The organism is Morganella morganii (assembly GCF_041099235.1).
GTDB lineage: Bacteria > Pseudomonadota > Gammaproteobacteria > Enterobacterales > Enterobacteriaceae > Morganella > Morganella morganii_E.
The window spans coordinates 75,486-96,012 of the sequence record NZ_JBFZSO010000010.1 but is presented as its reverse complement, the minus strand read 5'-3'; the positions used below and the strand labels follow the sequence as shown (position 1 = coordinate 96,012).

Here is a 20,527-nt window from a genome sequence, read left to right as displayed (position 1 = left end):
ATGAGCGGAACTAACACCAAAACACACAAACCCGTTGTATTCAGCGGCGCACAGCCTTCCGGCGAACTGACCATCGGTAACTACATGGGCGCACTGCGCCAGTGGGTAAAAATGCAGGATGATTTTGACTGCATTTACTGCATCGTTGACCAGCATGCGATCACTGTCCGTCAGGATCCGGCGGAGCTGCGCAAACGCACACTGGATACACTGTCGCTCTATATGGCCTGTGGTCTGGAACCGGCAAAAAATACGCTGTTTGTTCAGTCCCATGTGCCGCAGCATGCACAACTGGGCTGGGCGCTGAACTGTTACACCTATTTCGGCGAACTGAGCCGCATGACACAGTTTAAAGATAAATCTGCCCGTCATGCCGAAAACATCAACGCCGGTCTGTTTGACTATCCGGTGCTGATGGCCGCCGATATTCTGCTGTATCAGACTAACCAGGTGCCGGTCGGTATCGACCAGAAACAGCATCTGGAGCTGAGCCGCGATATCGCGCAGCGCTTCAATGCCATTTACGGTGATGTGTTTGTGGTACCGGATCCGTTTATCCCGGCAGGCGGCTCCCGTGTGATGGCGTTACAGGATCCGACGAAAAAAATGTCGAAATCCGATGATAACCGTAACAACCTGATCGCCCTGCTGGAAGATCCGAAATCGGCAGCGAAGAAAATCAAACGCGCTGTGACAGACTCCGAAGAGCCGCCACGCGTGATTTATGATTTGGAAAACAAACCGGGTGTTTCCAATCTGCTGGATATTCTTTCCGGTGTGACCGGCAAACCGGTTGCTGCACTGGAAGCTGAATTTGAAGGTCAGATGTACGGTCACCTGAAAGGTGCGGTAGCGGATGCGGTTTCCGGTATGCTGACAGAGTTACAGACCCGTTATCACGAAATCCGTAACGATGATGTGTTACTGAACCGTGTAATGAAAGAGGGTGCTGAGAAAGCCTCTGCCCGTGCACAGGTCACACTGGATAAAGTACACGACGCGATTGGTTTTGTACGCCGTCCGCTGTAATCATGTGACAGACGAAATAAAAAAAGCGCCTTACGGCGCTTTTTTATCTCTGTCGTTACAGCCAACCTTTTTCCTTCCGTGAACGACATACCGGACATAATGTCTGTCCCGGCTGCCAGCTCATAAAAGGCAGGTGGCAGCTGCTGCAATGAGCATCAAAATAAGCATAGTGAACCGGCTGGCTGTTTTTCTCTGCCTGCGGTGTGACATCAATTGCTTTCGGGAAACAGACATCACGGCAGCTCATGCAGCCGCTGCATTTTGTTTTATCCACGGTAAACTGATTATCCGCAATAGTGATCGCCCCTTCCTGACACACTGCCGCGCAGGCGGTACACAAAATACAGTTTTCTGTATCCGGACGCACATTGAACCAGCTGTCATCAGGCCAGAGTTTTTTGCGCTCATTCAGACCGGTTCTGGCACGGCCGGTATTCAGCCCGCTACTGACGGTTTTCTGCCGGAACAGCGCAAAACGTTTTCCGGTATCCACCGGCGGCGGCGGGATGATAGTCAGCTGCCAGATTGGCTCGCCGAGGGCTTTCAGGCGCAGATTGAGATCTGCCAGCACCGGCAGCCAGTTATCAACTTCCGGCTCTGCTATCTGCATTCCGCGGATATGGTATTGCCGGTGCCAGACCAGCAGCTCTTCCGCACTGGCCGGGGTTTCTTTCTTCTCAATGACCAGTTGCCCGTTATTGTTGTAGCTGCGTTCGCGGACAGGGATATGTTCAATAGCATCAGACGGGCAGACAAACAGGCAGTTTCCGCACTGAAAACAGCGGTCATTATCAATTTTGACGTCGAGATAGCCGAACGTTACCGCATCTGCCGGGCAGCAGGCGGCGCAGTTATCACACTGACTGTTTTTGAGTTTCTTCCTGACACAGTGATCATTCACTGACGGCGGTATGATTTTTTCGCCGTTTATCAGGTAGTTGAGTGCGCTGCGTCTGATAACGTTAACCCCTTTGCCTGATCATAATATTGAGCTGGCCACTATTTTCCCATGAGCGGATGCCGTCTGCCACTGACGGGATCAATAATCTGCTTTTAACGCACTCATTTTTTGATACAAAACAACCCGGCTGAATCGTAAAACCGTAAAATAACTACAGGTTAATATCCGCAGGTTATTGTATTACAAATAATTTATTGCGAATGGTTACCAGTCGCAATCTGACAATAAGCCGTTATCCGGCAACAACAATAATAATAACGATTACAAAATCAATTAAGCGAGCAATGTATATGACAAAGATGAAAGAAACGGCGTTGTTCACTGCGCCGCTGACGCGGCGCGGGTTTGTCAAAGCCTCCGGTGCGGCTGGCGGACTGGCAGTAGCAGCGGGCGGGTTATCCCTCCCGTTCAGCCATGCGGCGTCTGCCGCTGAAACTACCCCGGCACCTGCGGCAGCTTCTGATGAGAAAGTAGTCTGGAGCGCCTGTACGGTTAACTGCGGCAGCCGCTGTCCGTTACGGATGCATGTGGTTGACGGCGAAATCAGATATGTTGAAACCGACAATACCGGTGATGATGTCTACGAAGATCTGCATCAGGTACGCGCCTGTCTGCGCGGTCGTTCCATGCGCCGCCGGGTGTACAATCCGGATCGCCTGAAATACCCCATGAAACGTGTGGGTAAACGTGGTGAGAACAAATTCGAGCGCATCACCTGGGAAGAGGCGTTTGATACTATCGCCGGTACCATGAAGCGCCTGATCCGCGATTACGGTAACGAATCTATCTATCTTAACTACGGCACCGGCACCCTCGGCGGCACCATGACCAAATCCTGGCCGCCGGGAGCAACATTGATTGCCCGTCTGATGAACTGCTGCGGCGGTTATCTGAATCATTACGGTGACTACAGTACCGCACAGATTGCAGCCGGTCTGAATTACACCTACGGCGGCTGGGCGGACGGTAACAGCCCGTCAGATATTGAAAACAGCAAGCTGGTGGTTCTGTTCGGCAACAACCCGGGTGAAACCCGCATGAGCGGCGGCGGTGTGACCTATTATGTTGAGCAGGCACGCGAAAAATCAAATGCCCGCATGATTATCATCGATCCGCGTTATACCGATACCGGTGCAGGGCGCGAGGATGAATGGATCCCGATCCGCCCGGGTACGGATGCCGCACTGGTCAGCGCGCTGGCGTATGTGATGATCAACGAAGACCTGGTGGATAAGCCGTTCCTCGACAAATATTGTGTCGGTTATGACGAAACCACCATGCCTGCCGGTGCACCGGCCAACGGCCACTATAAAGCTTACATTTTAGGTGAAGGGCCGGACGGCGTGGCGAAAACCCCGGAATGGGCAGCTAAAATCACCGGTATTCCGGCGGCGCGGATTGTGAAACTGGCGCGGGAAATCGGTACTGCCAAACCGGCGTATATCATCCAGGGCTGGGGCCCGCAGCGCCGCTCAAACGGCGAAACCGCATCCCGTGCCATTGCCATGCTCTCTATTCTGACCGGCAACGTGGGGATTAACGGCGGTAACACCGGTGCGCGTGAAGGCTCTTACGCAATCCCGTTTGTCCGCATGCCGACCCTGACCAACCCGGTGCAAACCAGTATCTCCATGTTTATGTGGACCGATGCCATTCTGCGCGGCGAAGAGATGACTGCCACCCGTGATGGTGTGCGTGGTAAAGACAAGCTGGATGTGCCGATCAAAATGGTCTGGAACTATGCCGGTAACTGCCTGGTGAACCAGCATTCCGAGATTAACCGCACTCATGACATCCTTCAGGATGAGAGCAAGTGCGAAATGATTGTGGTGATCGATAACCACCTGACCTCCTCCGCCAAATATGCGGATATCCTGCTGCCGGACTGCACCGCTTCCGAACAGATGGATTTCTGCATGGATGCCTCTGCGGGCAACATGGGGTACGTGATTTTTGCCGATCAGGCAATCGAACCGCGCTTTGAAAGCCGCAATATCTATGACATGACCAGCGAAATCGCCAAACGGATGGGTGTCGGTGATCAGTTTACCGAAGGCCGTACCCAGGAAGAGTGGCTGCGTCACCTGTATGAACAATCCCGCGCCGCGCTGCCGGAACTGCCGGAGTTTGATGAATTCCGTAAACAGGGTATTTTCAAAAAACGTGACCCGCAGGGACACCATGTGGCGTACCGCGATTTCCGCAACGACCCGCAGGCAAACCCGCTGACCACGCCGTCAGGTAAAATCGAGATCTATTCCGCACAGCTGGCGGAACTCCGTGACACCTGGGAACTGAATGAAGGGGATGAAATCCATCCGCTGCCGGTGTATTCCGCAGGCTTTGAGCATGCCGGTGACCCGCTTCAGGAAAAATACCCGTTACAGATGACCGGTTTCCACTACAAATCCCGGACTCACTCGACTTACGGCAACGTTGATGTGCTGAAAGCCGCCTGTCCGCAGGAACTGTGGATTAACCCTGTTGATGCCGCGAAACGCGGGATTGCGCACGGTGATAACGTGAAGGTCTTCAATGATCGCGGGGAAGTGCGCGTCAATGTGAAAGTCACACCGCGTATTCTGCCGGGCGTTGTCGGTCTGGGTGAAGGTGCATGGTACAGCCCGGACGGTGATCGCATCGATCACGCTGGCAGCATTAACGTGTTAACCACTCAGCGCCCGTCGCCGCTGGCGAAAGGGAATCCGTCCCATTCCAACCTGGTTGAAGTCGTTAAGGCCTGAGGAAGCGATTTATGTCAACGCAATATGGTTTCTACATTGATTCAAGTCGCTGCACCGGCTGCAAAACCTGCGAGCTGGCCTGTAAAGACTTTAAGAACTTATCTCCGGAAGTGAATTTCCGCCGTATCTATGAATATGCGGGCGGCGACTGGACAGAGCAGGATGGTGTGTATCAGCAGAATGTGTTTGCTTACTACCTCTCCATCTCCTGTAACCACTGTGATGACCCGGCCTGTGCCAAAGTCTGCCCGAGCGGTGCAATGCACAAGCGGGAAGACGGTTTTGTGGTGGTGAATGAGGAAGTGTGTATCGGCTGCCGCTACTGTCATATGGCGTGCCCTTACGGTGCACCGCAGTTTGATGAGGTCAAAGGCCATATGACCAAATGTGACGGCTGCTATGAGCGCGTCGCGGAAGGCAAAAAGCCGATCTGTGTTGAATCCTGCCCGCTGCGGGCACTGGACATGGGACCGATTGAGGAGCTGCGGGCCAAATACGGCACACTCGCGGAAATCGCGCCGCTGCCGTCTGCGGAATACACACATCCGAATATCGTTTTAAAGCTGAATGCCAACAGCCGTCCTGTCGGGGATACCACAGGCCATCTGGCGAACCCGGAGGAGGTATAACATGGGATCGGGAATTCATGAATGGCCGCTGATGTTTTTTACCACCATCGGGCAGAGTGTGGCAGGGGCATTTATTGTGATGGCGGCAGTACTGCTGTCCGGAAAACTGTCACCGGAACTGAACCGTAAAGTGCATTACAGCATGTTCGGCCTGTGGGTGCTGATGGGGGTGGGTTTCCTGCTCTCCATGATGCACATGGGTACACCGCTGCGTGCGTTTAACGCGTTTAACCGTCTCGGCAGTTCGTCGCTCAGCAATGAAATTGCGGCCGGTTCGGTCTTCTTCGCTGCCGGTGGTTTTTACTGGCTGCTGGCGGTGATGAACAAAATGCCGGCGGCGCTCGGTAAGCTCTGGCTGCTGGTGGTAATGGTTCTCGCAGTGGTCTTTATTTACGCTATTCCGCAGGTTTACCAGATTGCCACGGTGCCGACCTGGTATACCCCGTACACCACTGTTCACTTTGTGCTGACAGCCCTGCTGGGCGGGCCGGTGCTGGCTGCTCTGCTGCTGCGGATTGCCGGGTTTGACCTGCGCTGCATCAGCTGGCTGCCGCTGGTGAGTATCGTCGCGCTGGTGGCGAGTGCGGTCACGGTGACATCACAGGCGTTTGATCTGGCCTTTATCCGCAGTTCCGTACAGAGCGCTTCCGCGCTGGTGCCGGAGTTCGGTCTGTATATGGGCTGGCGTCTGGTTCTGCTGGCGCTGGGTATGGCCTGCTGGATCCTGCCGCTGGTGAAACGGACAAATCCGCCGGTGATTATGATGCTGGTTGGTTTTGTTCTGGTGTTATCCGGGGAAATTATCGGCCGCGGTATTTTCTACGGACTGCACATGACAGCCGGTATGGCCTATCTGTCCTGATCCAGTCAGCGCGTATCCTGTTACTGTTTTCCGGACGGAAATCGTGGCAGGATACGCGGATATTTTATTGTGAGAATCCTGAGTTATGAGTGAGCAAGCTGTCAGTGATGTTGCTTTAACGGCCCGTATCCTCGGCGCGGCATTTTACTATCCGCCGTCAGAAATCGCGCAGATAACAGAACTGCTCTCTTCCGGGGAGTGGGTGGCGGAATGGCCGTACGGCGATGATGCACAAAAGCAGACTGCCGCACAGAAACTGGGGCTGGCTGTCGCCGGTGAGGAAACCTTAGCGCAGGCCTATCAGCGGCTGTTTATCGGTCCGCAGGCGCTGCCCGCATCACCGTGGGGCTCTGTCTGGCTGGATAAAGAGCAGGTGCTGTTCGGGGATTCCACTGTTGCCCTGCGTGAGTGGATGCGTGTGCATCAGGTGGATATTGCACTGTCGCAGAATGAGCCGGAAGATCACATTGGCCTGTTACTGATGATGGTGGCCTGGACGGCGGAAAATCGTCCGGATGCCCTGAATTCACTGCTGGCGGAACACCTTCTGCCGTGGGCACGTTTCTATCTTGCGCGGATGCAGGAAAAATGCGGCAATCCGTTCTATGAAGGATTATCTGCCCTGACGGCTCTGACACTCAGAGGCTGGCAGGATGCACTGCTGGTGATCCCGGCAGAGAAAACCATTTTCGCCTGAGATATCACACTATCAGATCAAAAAGCCCTTCCGGTACAGACCGGAAGGGCTTTTTTTACGGCAGATGTTACTGGCCGAGGTCAAATTCATTAATTTTTGCGAGCATGTCCGGGTCATTGCGGTACTTTTCGCGCAAGACTTTTTGCTGCTCTTTGGCCGGAGGACAGGTTTCATCCAGTGCTTTTTTGATATCTTTTTTCTGATCTGCAGGCAGAGATACATCCCATTCACCGGCAAAATGAATGCAGTTCTCTGCATTATCCGTAAAGATTTCCAGCTCATCCGCACTGTTCTGATCTGCCGCGGCGGCGGGCAGTGAAAGCGCTGCCAGGCTCAGCAGCATTATCAGGTATTTCATCCGTGTCTCCTGTTTAAAAGGTCGTCTGTGTGTACTGCCGGGTCAGCAGTGGTCATCGTGAAACGAGTATGATAATCACACATTCCGGAACCGGTTTAAAGCAGGGAGAACCCGGGATTACATATTCTTACACGGCTGCGGCGGAGCCGAATAACCGGCGGTTAAAATCCTCTATTTTTCCGGTTATCAGGCGGCGCTGCATGGTCAGTGTCCAGCTGGCGGAAAGTCCGGATGCCTGTAACAGATAGCGGTACTCGGTTTCATCAAACGGCAGATGAAAGGCGATGGCGGCAGCTTCCCTGACAGACACCGCGCTGGCGCGGGTCAGCAGTTTCAGCGGCTGATCACTGCTGACATCGCCTTTCCCGACGACACGGTACAGCCAGCCGGTACGACCGCAGTCCTGCATCACCTGTGCAAAATCAGACACATCCGTCAGCGGATTAAGTTTGTAACACGGTGAGCGCGGCTGGGTGACCTGAATAACGGCGCTGCCCCACTGGTAAATATCCCCGATGAATACGGTTTCTTCTGTCATACCGAGGGTGGATATATTTTCCCCGAAGAACGGCGCGACAAAGCGATCCTCAATCTCCGGATACATCATTTTCCAGTAGTCGTAGTGTTCGCGGGGATAGTGACACAACGCGCGGTCAGGACCGCCGTGAAAGGCTTTTTCCGCCTGCTCATCACCGGCGAGTCCGGTGGCACTGAGGGCAATCACGCCTTCGGTCTGACGCTTTTCAATCGCACTGCGCCCGCAGCGGGCAGTATCCCTGACGGGACCGGTGAAAACTAAAGGTATGTATGCCATGCCGCCTCCGTATTGAGTGAGACGGATATCATAATCGAAAGCGGGGAAGAAGAATATGTGCGGACAACGCCCGCACATATTTCAGGACTTATTTTGCAGAAGCGAAACGCGCTGCTGCCTCATCCCAGTTCACCACAGACCAGAATGCTTTGATGTAATCCGGGCGGCGGTTCTGGAACTTCAGGTAATAGGCGTGTTCCCACACATCCAGACCGATGATCGGATAACCGGAGGTGCCGGAAATCTCTTCACCCATCAGCGGGCTGTCCTGGTTGGCGGTGGAGACCACTGCCAGTTTGCCGTCTTTCAGCACCAGCCATGCCCAGCCGGAACCGAAACGGGTTGCGGCGGCTTTTTCAAACTCAGCCTGAAACGCCTCAACGCTGCCGAAATCGCGCTCAATCGCTGCTTTCAGGTCGCCCTGTAATGTGGTGCCGGTTTTCAGACCTTTCCAGAACATGCTGTGGTTGGAATGACCACCGGCGTTGTTACGGATAAAGGTACGTTTGTCCGCCGGGAATTTACCGAGCTGTGCGATCAGATCGTCGATATCCAGATTAGCCATCTCAGGGAAGGCTTCCAGCGCGGTGTTGGTGTTATTCACATACGTCTGATGATGTTTGGTATGGTGAATTTCCATTGTCATTTTATCGAAATGCGGTTCTAACGCATCATAAGCGTACGGTAATGCAGGTAATACATAGCTCATAATTATAACTCCAGTAATTGACCGAACCGCTCACACCGGGTGTGAACAGGCAGACATTATAATGAAACAGATGATAATGAAAACGATTATCAGGTCTGTGCGATCTGTGCGGATTCTTTTTATTTGTTAGTTTACTGTCTTATTTTAGTTAAATATTTTAGATGGTGTTTATCGGATGATGTTATGCGCTGTTTTTTATATCAAAGGTAATTTTTTATGTTGCCATGGCTTTTCGCATCAAATGATAACGCTGTGAATACCCCCTTTTTCAATCCGTGATCTTTAGCGCAAAAAAGAAACAAAGGCGGAAAGGTAACTTTATTTAACGTGATTTTGACATAGCATTAACAATTGAAAGGAGATGCATCATGACAAAAATAACGAAATATCCTGTACCCGAAGCAATTGCAGAAAACGCGCTAATCAATCATCAGCAGTATCTGGACGAGTATCAGCGGTCTGTTGAGGATCCCGACAGCTACTGGCGTGAGAAAGGTCAGATTGTCGACTGGATAAAGCCCTACACGCGGGTGAAAAACACCTCCTTTGATCCGGGCCATGTCAGTATTAAATGGTTTGAGGACGGCACACTGAATCTCAGTGCCAACTGTCTTGACCGGCATCTGGCGGAGCGTGGTGATAAACCGGCGGTGATCTGGGAAGGTGACAGCCCGGATGAGTCCCGCACACTCACTTACCGTGAACTGCATCATGATGTCTGCCAGTTTGCTAATGTCCTGAAACAGCAAGGGATCCGCAAAGGCGATGTGGTTGCGATTTATATGCCGATGGTACCGGAAGCGATGGTTGCCATGCTGGCCTGTGCCCGTATCGGTGCGGTGCACTCGGTGATTTTTGCCGGGTTCTCACCGGAGGCGGTCTCCGGCCGTGTCATTGATTCCGGTGCAAAAATGGTGATCACGGCAGATGAAGGTCTGCGCGCCGGGCGTACTATCCCGCTGAAGAAAAATGTGGATGACGGCCTGAAAAATCCGGGTGTGACCACAGTCAGCAGTGTGATTGTTTTCCGCCGCACCGGCAATCCGGTGGAGTGGCAGGAAGGGCGTGATATCTGGTGGCACGATGCTGTCAGCGGTGTCAGTGCGGATTGCCCGCCGCAGGAAATGAATGCGGAAGATCCGCTGTTTATCCTCTATACCTCCGGCTCCACCGGCAAGCCGAAAGGCGTGCTGCACACCACCGGCGGTTACCTGGTTTATGCCACTCTGACATTTAAATATATCTTTGATTATCATGGTGATGAAGTGTTCTGGTGTACAGCGGATGTCGGCTGGGTAACCGGACACACCTACCTGGTTTACGGCCCGCTCTCCAACGGGGCTATCACGCTGATGTTTGAAGGCGTACCGAACCATCCGAAGGTCAACCGGATGTGTCAGATTGTCGATAAACATCAGGTCAATATCCTGTATACCGCGCCGACTGCTATCCGCGCCCTGATGGCGGAAGGTCTCAGTGCGATTGAGGGTACCTCCCGTAAATCACTGCGTATTATGGGATCAGTCGGCGAGCCGATTAACCCCGAAGCCTGGGAGTGGTATTACAAAACCATCGGTGACAGCCGCTGCCCGATTGTCGATACCTGGTGGCAGACTGAAACCGGTGCCTGCATGATCGGCGCAATGCCGGGGGCGATTGAACTGAAACCGGGTTCCGCGACTGTCCCGTTCTTTGGTGTCCAGCCTGCGCTGGTGGATAACCAGGGAGAAATTCTGGACGGCGAAACCGAGGGGAATCTGGTGATCCTCGATTCCTGGCCGGGTCAGGCCCGTACGCTGTTCGGTGATCATGAACGCTTTGAACAGACCTATTTTTCCGCCTTTAAAGGTATGTATTTTGCCGGGGATGGTACCCGCCGCGATGAAGACGGCTATTACTGGATCACCGGGCGGGTGGATGATGTGCTGAATATCTCCGGGCACCGCCTAGGCACTGCCGAAGTGGAATCCGCACTGGTTTCACACCCGAAAATTGCCGAAGCGGCAGTAGTCGGGATCCCGCACAGTATCAAAGGGCAGGCTATTTATGCCTATGTCACACTCAATCACGGCGAGGAGCCGACTCCGGAACTGTATGCGGAGGTGAGAAACTGGGTCCGTAAAGAAATCGGCCCGATTGCCACCCCGGATATTCTCCACTGGACCGACTCTCTGCCGAAAACGCGATCCGGTAAAATTATGCGCCGTATCCTCCGTAAAATCGCCGCCGGTGATACCGGTAATCTGGGTGATGTATCAACACTGGCCGACCCGGGTGTCGTCGAAAAACTGCTCGAAGAAAAGCAGGCCATCAAAATGAACTAGCACGCTAACCTCAGTCAGTGCCGTGTTATGCGGCACTGACACTCCGGATAACAAAAACAGAGGAGTATCCTCAATGAGCGCATCCATTTATCAACAGGTGGAGAATGACCCTCGCTTTCAGGAACTGGTCAGAAAGCGCAGCCGGTTCTCATGGACACTGTCCGCGATTACACTTGTGCTGTATGTCAGCTTTATTATTCTGATTGCCTTTGACCCGCAATGGCTGGGCACACCACTCGGTGAAGGTCTGACAATTACCCGCGGGATACCGGTCGGTGTCGGGCTGATTATCAGTGCGTTTGTCCTGACCGGTATTTATACCATCCGGGCAAACGGGGAATTTGACCGTCTGACCGCCGAAATTATCAGCGGGGTGAAACAATGAGAACGCGCCTTTCTGCTCTTCTGTTATCCCTGCTGTTTCCGCTGTTCAGCCACGCAGATGCCATCAGCGGGCCGGTGGAGCGCCAGCCGGTAAACTATCAGGCCATTATTATGTTTCTGATTTTTGTCGGCCTGACACTGTACATCACTTACTGGGCGGCAAAACGGACACGTTCCCGCGCGGAGTATTACACCGCCGGGGGAAAAATTACCGGGTTTCAGAACGGGCTGGCGATTGCCGGCGACTTTATGTCTGCCGCATCCTTCCTCGGGATCTCAGCACTGGTTTACACCTCCGGTTATGACGGCCTGATTTACTCCATTGGCTTCCTGATCGGCTGGCCGGTGATCCTGTTCCTGATTGCGGAACGTCTGCGCAATCTCGGGCGCTACACCTTTGCGGATGTGGTCTCTTACCGTCTGAAAGCCAGGCCGATTCGTGTGCTGTCTGCCAGCGGCTCGCTGGTGGTGGTGGCGCTGTATCTGATAGCGCAGATGGTCGGGGCCGGTAAACTGATTGAGCTGTTATTCGGACTCAACTATATCGTGGCGGTTGTGCTGGTCGGCATCCTGATGGTGTTTTATGTCCTGTTCGGCGGCATGCTGGCAACGACCTGGGTGCAGATTATCAAAGCAGTTCTGTTACTCGCCGGTGCCAGCTTTATGGCACTGATGGTGATGAAAGCCGTGGATTTCAACTTTAATACCCTGTTTAAAGACGCGGTTGCGGTACATAAAAACGGGTTGGCGATTATGAGTCCCGGCGGTTTGGTGTCAGATCCGATTTCCGCATTATCGCTGGGGCTGGCGCTGATGTTTGGTACTGCCGGGCTGCCGCATATTATCATGCGTTTCTTCACGGTCAGTGATGCTAAAGAAGCCCGTAAGAGTGTGTTTTATGCCACCGGATTTATTGGCTACTTCTATATCCTGACCTTTATTATCGGTTTCGGTGCCATTTTGCTGGTCAGCCCGAACCCGGTATTTAAAGATGCGGCAGGGGCACTGATCGGCGGCACCAATATGGCGGCGGTGCATCTGGCGGATGCGGTCGGCGGTAATCTGTTCCTCGGCTTTATCTCTGCCGTGGCATTCGCGACCATTCTGGCGGTTGTTGCCGGGCTGACCCTGGCGGGCGCTTCTGCGGTTTCCCACGACCTGTACGCCTGTGCTATCAAAGACGGCAAAGCCAACGAGCGGGATGAATTAAAAGTCTCCAAAATCACCGTAATTATTCTCGGGATTGTTGCCATCGGGCTGGGTGTGCTGTTTGAAAAACAAAACATTGCCTTTATGGTGGGACTGGCTTTCTCTATCGCGGCGAGCTGTAACTTCCCGATCATTCTGCTCTCGATGTACTGGAAACGCCTGACCACACGCGGTGCACTGGCCGGTGGCTGGCTGGGATTGTTAACCGCCGTGGTGCTGATGATCCTGGGGCCGACTATCTGGGTCAGTATTCTCGGGCACGAAAAAGCGATTTATCCATATGAATATCCGGCACTTTTCTCAATGTTTGCTGCCTTTATTGCGGCCTGGCTGGTGTCTGTGACGGATAACTCCGCACAGGGTCAGGAAGAACGCAGCCGCTTTGAGGCGCAGTTTATCCGCTCTCAGATAGGCATCGGAATTGAGCAGGGTAAATCTCACTGACAGACGTCACAGCGCGGTCTCCGTTCCGGAGGCCGCGTTTTTCTTTCTCTCCGGCACTTGTTTTATCAGGTTGTTAATGGTTTACTGCAACCCGCTTGTTTATGTTACCTAAAAGTTAATTTATGCGTCTGTTTTCTTCTGTTTTACTGATTGTGCTGATTGCTCTGACACCGGCGGTGTTATCCGGCGGACCGGGTGCGGAGTACAATGTGAAAATTATAGTGATGGGCACATTATTGCTGCTGGCGAATGTGTATCTCTGTCGCTATACCGCGGGCAAAATAGTTGTTGGTCTGCTGACCATTTTGTGGGGGCTGAATCTGTCTGCCTCTGCGTTTTTCCGCCGCGAGGCGGGCGCAGAATACCTGACGAACCTTCCTGAGCTGCTTCATCAGGGGTATCCGTTGTCAGCCGGTGATTTCCTGTCTGAAAACAGTGGTATCGTACTGTTTTTTGTCGTGGTTTCTGTGGCTTATTTCGCCGTGGTTCACCTGCTGAGCCGCGCATTGCCGCGCCGCGCTATCAGGAATGCCGGTATCTCGCTGTTATTGCTCTCGTTTATTCTGCCTGTCGAATATTACGCGATGGAAAAAGACAAAACGCCGGGGCTGACGGTGTATGACCATTACCTGCTGGGAACCCCGCTGTATAATCTTGCCACGGTACCGATGGCATGGCGCGGGTGTTCCGGTATCAGCTGAACAGCAACCGTCCGGAAAGATCCGGACGGCGCTGTATCAGTCAAACTGTAAAACAAATTGCGTGTTTGCTTCCAGCCTGCCGGGCTTAACGGAATCGCCATAGCGGTAATACTCAGCAACAAGCGGAACACGTGTTTTTCCGTCCTGTAAGTCCGCGATCTTAACAAACTCCTGATTAACCAGTACGGCATCATTATTCATCGGTGATGTGACAACAAAACCGACACCGGACGCATTATTATTGCCTTCATCATCAGGAACGATAACCGACTCTTTTCCGTTATAATTTTCTGTTTTGGCCGCCATTAATTTCATATGGGCAGACAGATCGCCGTTACATGAAATAAATAAATTATCTTCAGCTTTATAATTACCGTCCGGAAATCCTTTGGACGAAAAGGCATTTACCGGTGCCCGGGGTAATTTAAATTCCAGGTCAGAATTTTCCAGCGAACATGATGATGGTGCGCTTTCAATCTTACCTTTCAGTCTGTAGCTGTATCCTACCGCTGTTGTGCCGCCGCCGGGGTTATATGCCTGAATTAAAACAGTACCAATGTATGCCCCGCCGGTTAAAGAAAGCGTATCCGGGTTATCTTTTGCGGCATAAATAATAACCGTTAAATCAAGCGGCAGGAGCGGACCTTCCGGTACAGGGACATTACTTCCCGGCTGATTCTGAAAATGCATACCGGTTCTGTTATCGACCAGAACATAAACAAAATTCCGTTCACCGCCCGGATAAATATGATATGCAGGGTATCCGTCAATATCACCGTAATACTTGGCAACAATACCACTGCCTTCACTGTAACTGGTATAGCCGTGAATACCGGCATCCGGCCCGCAGTTTGCCACGCCGCCGATACCGCCTTCACGGACAAATGTGAAGCGGCCGACTTCCTGGTTCTGCTTTATACTGCCGGTAAGACGCAGATTGATGGTTGACATCATTGTGGAATGGTTCTGATTTCCGCCTCTGACACAGTCCTCCAGTGCATAAGCATGGCCGGCCGTACCTAATCCGCCTGCGGTAATCATCAGAGATAAAATCAGATGTCTGGTTTTTTTTATCAGGTGACAGTATTTCATCAAATCTCCCGCTGACAATTCAGCTTTGTAATATATATTCCGTTCGTGGGTAAAGTGCCGGTAATGTCATACCGGATAACACATTGCTGCATATTTCCGTCCTGCTTCCAGGTCACGCGGATATCACCTTTTTCTTTATCCGCAATGAAATAGAGCGTATTAAAATTAGACACCAGGTATTCAGTATCACTACCCATCGTTGCTTTTGCGCCTAACGGTATTTCTTTATTATCGGGTGTTTTCAGTGTGATAAGCAGTTTGTAGCCTTTCTTCACATTGAAATCGGCCAGAATCAGCGCGCCTTTTGTCGGTACAATATCGTTAATAATATTATTTTCGATCTCGGTATCACCGGGGATGGTCTGCGTATCAATCACAATATTATTTTTACGGTATGGCGTCATACCGGAAACAACAGCAAGACCCGAATTATTTGTCTGAGCAGACTGGCCGTTAATGATACCCACACCGGCAGTATCTTTGGTCAGTACCAAAGCATTGGTATTCTGTAATGCGGGGGCGGCAACCACACCATATTGTGTGGCCAGCAATGAACCATTCATACCATAGCTGAGATTTTTATTATTTTTACTGTATGAATAACCGGCATTAACAGACGCATATTGTGAGCGATAGGAACTGCTCATACCGCCTGAATTACCGACGCCTTTATTACCCTGACTCTGATAAATATCCCAGCTGCCTTGCTGATTCTCACCATAATTTCCGCTGAGTCCGGCAGTCTGTAATGTCTGGTGATCGGCATCGGAAGAAATATTATAATTTGCCCAGATGGTATTATCCTTAATATTGAGCGGAATATTAAGATTCATACTGACATTATAGGTGTTATTTTTACCACTCTCAGTTCTTGTGCCCTGATAATAATTATAATATATACCGTAGTTCATTTTGTTAAATGAGCTGTTGAACCCGGCATTATAGGATTTTTGTCTTTTACCGGATGTATATTCATAAATAACAGTCGACAGATTAAGCGATGAACTGCCGGAAAAGACAGGCTGATTCAGTGATAAGGTGTATTCATTTTTAAGTTTATTGTGATCGTTCCGGTTTTCATCATATGACATTGCATCCTCGAAACGATAAAATTTAGCATCAAAGTGACGGTAACCAACCAGGGATACACTGGTATTTGTTGCTTCTATTCTCTTCGAGTAGTTAACGCGAAATGCATTCCCGGCAGAGGTTTTATTATTATTCAATGTTGCTTTTGCATGCAGAATATCCGCTGTGATTGCTCCAAAGGCACCAAAGTTAAATGCAGCACCGATACCGCCGGACTGATAATCTTTGGCAACAAATGCCCCGCCGAAAACGGTGACAAAATCGGTCAGACCATAAAATATTTCTGCCTGATTGATTTTCTTTCCGTTACCTTTGTTATTGCTGTCATAGGTTCCGCCGGAAATGCTGTAACGCATATTTCCTTTCTTTTCCAGTGTGGAAATTGAAGAGAAAGGAACGATGAAATTTTTCTCACTGCCGTCAGTTTCTTTAACATTAACATACAGATTTCCGCCATTACTCATCGGATAATATTCAGTCAGATTAAACGGACCGGCAGGAACACTCTGTCTCAGGATAATTTCACCATTCTGAACAACAGTGACAACGGCTTCTGAATTTGCCATCCCGGAAATTGACGGAACATAGTTTGTTTTACTGACCGGATCCATGGATCGGTCTGTTGTCAGACGAATACCACGAAATTTAACAGAGTCAAATAACTGTGATGATGAATATAAATTACCGACAGTAAACTCACTTTTCAGTGAATTTATGTTTCTTGATAAGGTATTACTGATATTTTTCCATTTGTTTTTATTATTATCATCATTCATCCAGGTAGAGTAATTCTGATAACGCCATGCGCCCAGATTGACTCTGGTCTGGACATTTCCATAATAGCTGTCTTTTGTTTCGCCATTGTGCTGACGATTTACGGCCGAAAATAAATAGTTAACAAAAAGTGCGGGGATACCATTATCCCAGTTTTCCTGCTCTAACGCTTCCAGTTTATCTTTATTAATGTATGACTGCGGTGTTGTCAGTGCATAAACCCGGGTGTTAAGGTCGAGATAGCCATGCGTATATTCAGCATCATTGATATTAAAGCAGCCATCGCTGTCATCGCTGTCTGATAACGGAAAATCGACACCCATGTTTCCCCACTCTTTTTCTGAAAAGCAGGGAATGAGTTTTTCATTGCCGGCTTTGTTCTTTTTCAGAACAAAATCAATCTCTTTTGTGACAATTTTATTATTGTTAATAACAAGAGTTACTTTGTATTTTCCGGGCGCATTATCATTGTCTTTGAAAACATTGACATCTTCATTAGTCAGTTGCGAGTTACTGCCGGGAATGTTAAATAAGCTGGCCGGATAATAATCATCGGCCATAACAGAGAAAGATGTCCCTGCCATAAGGACAGACATCACGGATAATGACATAAAATGGTTTTTATTATGATATTTTTTCATCATCATTATCATCTGTTATTTAGCAGAGTAATTTAATTCAACGGCTTTACCGTAATCATTAATGTATGTCAGTTTTACATTTGCAGGTGCTTTAATTGCCTGCGGAACTGTCATTGTTTCTGCTGATTTAGGCGATATATATCCGGCAGGCAGTTTTACTTCCTGGTTGTTGACGGTTATTTTTGAAACATTCACATAATAAGGTGTGCTGTTATTAACCGTAAGACGGTTACCTGAAACAGACCAGTCTAATTTATTCGCATAGGTTTCAATATCACGACTGTTGTCGAGAGCCGCCGGACGATACAGGATTTTTATTCTGTTGGTCATCGAATAGCGCAGAACGTTTTCCTGGCCTTCCTCACTCGGTGCCACAAATTTAACATTCAGCCAGTAAAGAGACTCTCTGTCCGCCGGTAATGACGCGACTTTTGTGACCTGTAATGTATTCTTTTTTTCAGCCCGTAATTTGACGAGTGGCGGAGTTGAAACAAAATCAGGGCTTACATTTCCTGCTTTATCTTCAACCCATGACTGCAAAAGATAATTTCTGCCTTTGTCGGTATTAAAGGCAACAACACCCTCGCTGTTATTTTTTTCATGATAAATAACGCGGGTTGTTTCTAAACCAAAACCGGCATAGCTTTTTGATACCAAAAGAAGCAATGCACAAGCAGAGAGAATGTTTGTTTTAGTGAACATAATTAAGCCTTAGTTATTTTATTATAGTGAGGGCGCGCAGAATATTTCATCTGCGCATAAATATTAATTATATGAGAGCGTATAATTCAGGGTTGCATCCGCCTGGCCGGCTTCAACGTCGTCAGCGGTGCTGTAGTAGTATGCGGTATAACTTCCCTTCCATGATGCGCTGGAAGATACGTTATATTCCTCTGTTTTTGAGCCATCAATTACAACAGGGTCATTATTGGTATCGCCATTCTCAAATATAAGGACAGCAATGTTTTTAGCCGTTGTACTTGCGTTCGGGTTATCTAATTCTAACAGCTCGTTATCACCATCTTTTGGTTTACCATGTAACTGTAATTTTACTTTTCCCTGATCCGGGCAGTCTGTTAATGAAATATTCAGTTCACCGTAGCCATCTTTTCCGCCAACCATAGTGCCGGTTTCTGTAAACGCACTGGTCGGATAACGACCCATTAACACATCAACATTAGGAGAGTTAGTATCATTAAGATCAATTGAACAGGTGGCATTATAAATAAAGCCTTTGAATGAGATTGTACCTGTCTGATCAACCGCAGATGCACTTATAGCAGTACCGGCAAGTAATGCGGAAATTAATGATTTACCAATTAAAGATTTTTTCATCTTAAACCTTATTTAAATGAATTTTTTATTATTCAGAGTCAGCTGAATAAAAATGAAATCGTGGTGTTTTATGTGAAACAATAATGAATAAAGGCAGAAATAATTCTGGCAATGATAAATATAGTTTTCATTGTCCGGAATTGAAGGTTGTTTTTTCTGCTGCTTACTATTTGTCTGGTTTAATTTATAGATATATGAGCATCTCTGAATCACTCACGGAATAAGTATATCGAAATAATATATTGAGAATACCCTGCGGTGTATCTCTGTGTAATCTGATGTTTCAAACTATTGCGTTTGGAACGTTGGTTTTAATCTTTTGATTTTTATGTGTATTTTCATTGCATTTGTTTTGTCTTATTCCTTCTTCACGGGATGTGAACAAAATTAATAGTAATTAATATCTTAAGTATCAATAGGTTAAGGAATAGTAAATGAAAGAAAAACGGGAAGGTAATGCATTATTTACTTACATCTCACACGCGTATTTTTTTTAGAAAAGAACCCGGGAAATGATTTTTTATCGGCCTGAATAATTATTTACATCAAAATTTGATGTGTGATTTTTTCGGAAATGAGAGGTGTTATCAGAGAGGCGGGAAATAACAGATACCGGAACAAGGCATATGGCCGGTATCTGTCAGATATTATCCGTAAATTATAATGTTATGCCGGACAGCTTTATATTGCTGCACTCACTTCCTGATAAGCAAATAGTCCGGCGGCACCGCCGGTGTGCACAAACAGAAGCGGCGAGGTATCTTCCGAATGACTGCGAACCTGGTCAATCAGCCCGGCCATGGCTTTACCGGTGTAAACCGGATCCAGCAAAATACCTTCGTGACGCGCCAGCAGTTCAATGGCTTCCAGCCCGCCGGCATTCGGCATGCCGTATTCCGGGGCAAAATAACTGTCCCACAGCACGATCGGCGCAGGTGTTTCAATATCAAACAGTTGTGCCAGTTCGTTTTGCAGTTTAACCACTTTCGGCGCCTGATCGGCATATACCCGCGATACGGTGACACCGATAACCGGGGTCTGCGGCATCACCAGCTGCAATCCGGCAGACAGCCCGGCGTGTGTCCCGGCGCTGCCGGAAGCGACCACAACAGCACCGAATCCGGTGCCTTCCGGTGTCTGCTGCGCGATTTCCAGGGCGCACTGCACATAGCCGAGAGAACCGAGCATATTTGAGCCGCCGACCGGCACGATATAGGCATCACTGAGCTGCATATGGTTGATCAGCGCCTGCATCTGCGCATCCGGATCAGTCAGGGCATCACACATCACACAGTGCGCGCCGAATAAATCCGTCAGCAGCTTGTTACCGTTATTCAGGAAATTGGCTTCCTGACTGCCGATCGGGTTTTCCAGCAATGCCACACATTTCAGGCCGTACATTGCCGCAACAGCCGCTGTCTGGCGGACGTGGTTGGACTGAATAGCTCCGGCGGTGACAATAAACTGTGCGCCTTTTTCCAGGGCATCCGCCATCAGGAATTCCAGCTTGCGCAGTTTGTTACCGCCTGCCGCCAGCGGTGTCAGATCATCACGCTTGATGTAAATCTCCCGTCCCAGCAGGCGGGAGAGATTATTCAGTTTATTCAGCGGTGTAACACCGCTGAGCAGATTAAGCTTACTGAACTGCGCCAGTGTCTGTTGCAGCCGGGTTGCCCCGGCCGTGTTTACAGAAGAAGACATATCATTTCCTTATTGAATTCGCGGTCATAC

General features: G+C 49.7%; 18 protein-coding genes. 9 read left to right on the top strand and 9 right to left on the bottom strand.

The window, feature by feature from the left end; all coding sequences use genetic code 11:
* Complete coding sequence (trpS, locus tag AB7038_RS15245; RefSeq protein WP_369453603.1) at nt 1-1,029, top strand: tryptophan--tRNA ligase; 1,029 nt, start codon at nt 1-3, stop codon at nt 1,027-1,029.
* A 55-nt stretch (nt 1,030-1,084) separates the two neighbouring features.
* Here trpS and AB7038_RS15240 read toward each other — a convergent pair whose 3' ends face one another.
* Nucleotides 1,085-1,930: a 4Fe-4S binding protein gene (locus AB7038_RS15240; RefSeq protein ID WP_369453602.1), complete on the bottom strand. Its 846-nt coding sequence runs from the start codon at nt 1,928-1,930 to the stop codon at nt 1,085-1,087.
* 350 nt (nt 1,931-2,280) lie between these two features.
* On the opposite strand from AB7038_RS15240, the gene dmsA reads away from it, so the two are divergent.
* The 4 genes from dmsA (at nt 2,281) to dmsD (ending at nt 6,922) form a co-directional block, all read left to right on the top strand.
* Nucleotides 2,281-4,734 (top strand): dimethylsulfoxide reductase subunit A, encoded by a 2,454-nt coding sequence (gene dmsA / locus AB7038_RS15235; RefSeq protein ID WP_369453601.1) that lies wholly within the window; start codon nt 2,281-2,283, stop codon nt 4,732-4,734.
* An 11-nt stretch (nt 4,735-4,745) separates the two neighbouring features.
* Nucleotides 4,746-5,363: a DMSO/selenate family reductase complex B subunit gene (locus AB7038_RS15230; RefSeq protein WP_004237907.1), complete on the top strand. Its 618-nt coding sequence runs from the start codon at nt 4,746-4,748 to the stop codon at nt 5,361-5,363.
* Between the two features lies 1 nt (nt 5,364).
* A complete protein-coding gene (locus tag AB7038_RS15225) occupies nt 5,365-6,225 on the top strand; it encodes a DmsC/YnfH family molybdoenzyme membrane anchor subunit (protein WP_369453600.1) in 861 nt (286 codons plus the stop codon).
* Between the two features lie 85 nt (nt 6,226-6,310).
* A complete protein-coding gene (gene dmsD / locus AB7038_RS15220) occupies nt 6,311-6,922 on the top strand; it encodes a Tat proofreading chaperone DmsD (protein WP_368890195.1) in 612 nt (203 codons plus the stop codon).
* Nucleotides 6,923-6,989: 67 nt separating this feature from the next.
* On the opposite strand, the gene AB7038_RS15215 is transcribed toward dmsD, so the two are convergent.
* From AB7038_RS15215 to sodA, 3 genes are all read right to left on the bottom strand, one after another.
* Nucleotides 6,990-7,280, bottom strand: coding sequence for a hypothetical protein (locus AB7038_RS15215; protein ID WP_072872377.1), 291 nt, complete (start codon nt 7,278-7,280; stop codon nt 6,990-6,992).
* Nucleotides 7,281-7,407: 127 nt separating this feature from the next.
* Nucleotides 7,408-8,094 carry a 6-hydroxyaminopurine reductase gene (gene yiiM / locus AB7038_RS15210; RefSeq protein WP_369453599.1) on the bottom strand — a complete coding sequence of 229 codons (687 nt, stop codon included), beginning with the start codon at nt 8,092-8,094 and terminating at the stop codon, nt 7,408-7,410.
* Between the two features lie 88 nt (nt 8,095-8,182).
* Nucleotides 8,183-8,803, bottom strand: a complete 621-nt coding sequence (gene sodA, locus AB7038_RS15205) for a superoxide dismutase [Mn] (RefSeq protein WP_072872379.1) — start codon at nt 8,801-8,803, stop codon at nt 8,183-8,185.
* Nucleotides 8,804-9,171: 368 nt separating this feature from the next.
* Here sodA and acs point away from each other — a divergent pair, with 368 nt between their 5' ends.
* The 4 genes from acs to AB7038_RS15185 all read left to right on the top strand — a co-directional run bounded on the left by acs (nt 9,172) and on the right by AB7038_RS15185 (nt 13,865).
* Entirely contained in the window at nt 9,172-11,127 is a 1,956-nt protein-coding gene (acs, locus tag AB7038_RS15200) for an acetate--CoA ligase (protein WP_024474702.1), read from the top strand.
* Nucleotides 11,128-11,200: 73 nt separating this feature from the next.
* Entirely contained in the window at nt 11,201-11,512 is a 312-nt protein-coding gene (locus AB7038_RS15195; protein ID WP_205515372.1) for a DUF485 domain-containing protein, read from the top strand.
* Nucleotides 11,509-13,164, top strand: coding sequence for a cation acetate symporter (locus AB7038_RS15190; RefSeq protein WP_369453598.1), 1,656 nt, complete (start codon nt 11,509-11,511; stop codon nt 13,162-13,164). The genes AB7038_RS15195 and AB7038_RS15190 overlap by 4 nt, the downstream gene beginning before the upstream one ends.
* Before the next feature lie 122 nt (nt 13,165-13,286).
* The gene (locus AB7038_RS15185; RefSeq protein ID WP_369453597.1) at nt 13,287-13,865 is read left to right on the top strand and encodes a hypothetical protein; all 579 of its coding nucleotides are present in this window, start codon (nt 13,287-13,289) and stop codon (nt 13,863-13,865) included.
* Between the two features lie 36 nt (nt 13,866-13,901).
* Here AB7038_RS15185 and AB7038_RS15180 read toward each other — a convergent pair whose 3' ends face one another.
* The 5 genes from AB7038_RS15180 to AB7038_RS15160 all read right to left on the bottom strand — a co-directional run bounded on the left by AB7038_RS15180 (nt 13,902) and on the right by AB7038_RS15160 (nt 20,497).
* Entirely contained in the window at nt 13,902-14,957 is a 1,056-nt protein-coding gene (locus AB7038_RS15180; protein WP_368890198.1) for a fimbrial protein, read from the bottom strand.
* The gene (locus AB7038_RS15175) at nt 14,957-17,380 is read right to left on the bottom strand and encodes a fimbria/pilus outer membrane usher protein (RefSeq protein ID WP_369453596.1); all 2,424 of its coding nucleotides are present in this window, start codon (nt 17,378-17,380) and stop codon (nt 14,957-14,959) included. Before AB7038_RS15175 ends, AB7038_RS15180 begins: the two co-directional genes overlap by 1 nt.
* A gap of 96 nt (nt 17,381-17,476) precedes the next feature.
* On the bottom strand, nt 17,477-18,163 hold the full coding sequence (locus AB7038_RS15170) for a molecular chaperone (RefSeq protein WP_368890200.1): 687 nt from the start codon (nt 18,161-18,163) through the stop codon (nt 17,477-17,479).
* 63 nt (nt 18,164-18,226) lie between these two features.
* Nucleotides 18,227-18,796 (bottom strand): fimbrial protein, encoded by a 570-nt coding sequence (locus tag AB7038_RS15165; RefSeq protein ID WP_368890201.1) that lies wholly within the window; start codon nt 18,794-18,796, stop codon nt 18,227-18,229.
* Nucleotides 18,797-19,477: 681 nt separating this feature from the next.
* Entirely contained in the window at nt 19,478-20,497 is a 1,020-nt protein-coding gene (locus AB7038_RS15160; RefSeq protein WP_369453595.1) for a D-cysteine desulfhydrase, read from the bottom strand.
* Between the last annotated feature and the right edge of the window lie 30 nt (nt 20,498-20,527).

Coding starts and splice junctions, on each gene's coding strand:
- trpS (WP_369453603.1), top strand. CDS start 1: ATGAGCGGAACTAACACCAAAACACACAAACCCGTTGTATTCAGCGGC.
- dmsA (WP_369453601.1), top strand. CDS start 2,281: ATGACAAAGATGAAAGAAACGGCGTTGTTCACTGCGCCGCTGACGCGG.
- AB7038_RS15230 (WP_004237907.1), top strand. CDS start 4,746: ATGTCAACGCAATATGGTTTCTACATTGATTCAAGTCGCTGCACCGGC.
- AB7038_RS15225 (WP_369453600.1), top strand. CDS start 5,365: ATGGGATCGGGAATTCATGAATGGCCGCTGATGTTTTTTACCACCATC.
- dmsD (WP_368890195.1), top strand. CDS start 6,311: ATGAGTGAGCAAGCTGTCAGTGATGTTGCTTTAACGGCCCGTATCCTC.
- AB7038_RS15215 (WP_072872377.1), bottom strand. CDS start 7,280: ATGAAATACCTGATAATGCTGCTGAGCCTGGCAGCGCTTTCACTGCCC.
- yiiM (WP_369453599.1), bottom strand. CDS start 8,094: ATGGCATACATACCTTTAGTTTTCACCGGTCCCGTCAGGGATACTGCC.
- sodA (WP_072872379.1), bottom strand. CDS start 8,803: ATGAGCTATGTATTACCTGCATTACCGTACGCTTATGATGCGTTAGAA.
- acs (WP_024474702.1), top strand. CDS start 9,172: ATGACAAAAATAACGAAATATCCTGTACCCGAAGCAATTGCAGAAAAC.
- AB7038_RS15195 (WP_205515372.1), top strand. CDS start 11,201: ATGAGCGCATCCATTTATCAACAGGTGGAGAATGACCCTCGCTTTCAG.
- AB7038_RS15190 (WP_369453598.1), top strand. CDS start 11,509: ATGAGAACGCGCCTTTCTGCTCTTCTGTTATCCCTGCTGTTTCCGCTG.
- AB7038_RS15185 (WP_369453597.1), top strand. CDS start 13,287: ATGCGTCTGTTTTCTTCTGTTTTACTGATTGTGCTGATTGCTCTGACA.
- AB7038_RS15180 (WP_368890198.1), bottom strand. CDS start 14,957: ATGAAATACTGTCACCTGATAAAAAAAACCAGACATCTGATTTTATCT.
- AB7038_RS15175 (WP_369453596.1), bottom strand. CDS start 17,380: ATGGCCGATGATTATTATCCGGCCAGCTTATTTAACATTCCCGGCAGT.
- AB7038_RS15170 (WP_368890200.1), bottom strand. CDS start 18,163: ATGTTCACTAAAACAAACATTCTCTCTGCTTGTGCATTGCTTCTTTTG.
- AB7038_RS15165 (WP_368890201.1), bottom strand. CDS start 18,796: ATGAAAAAATCTTTAATTGGTAAATCATTAATTTCCGCATTACTTGCC.
- AB7038_RS15160 (WP_369453595.1), bottom strand. CDS start 20,497: ATGTCTTCTTCTGTAAACACGGCCGGGGCAACCCGGCTGCAACAGACA.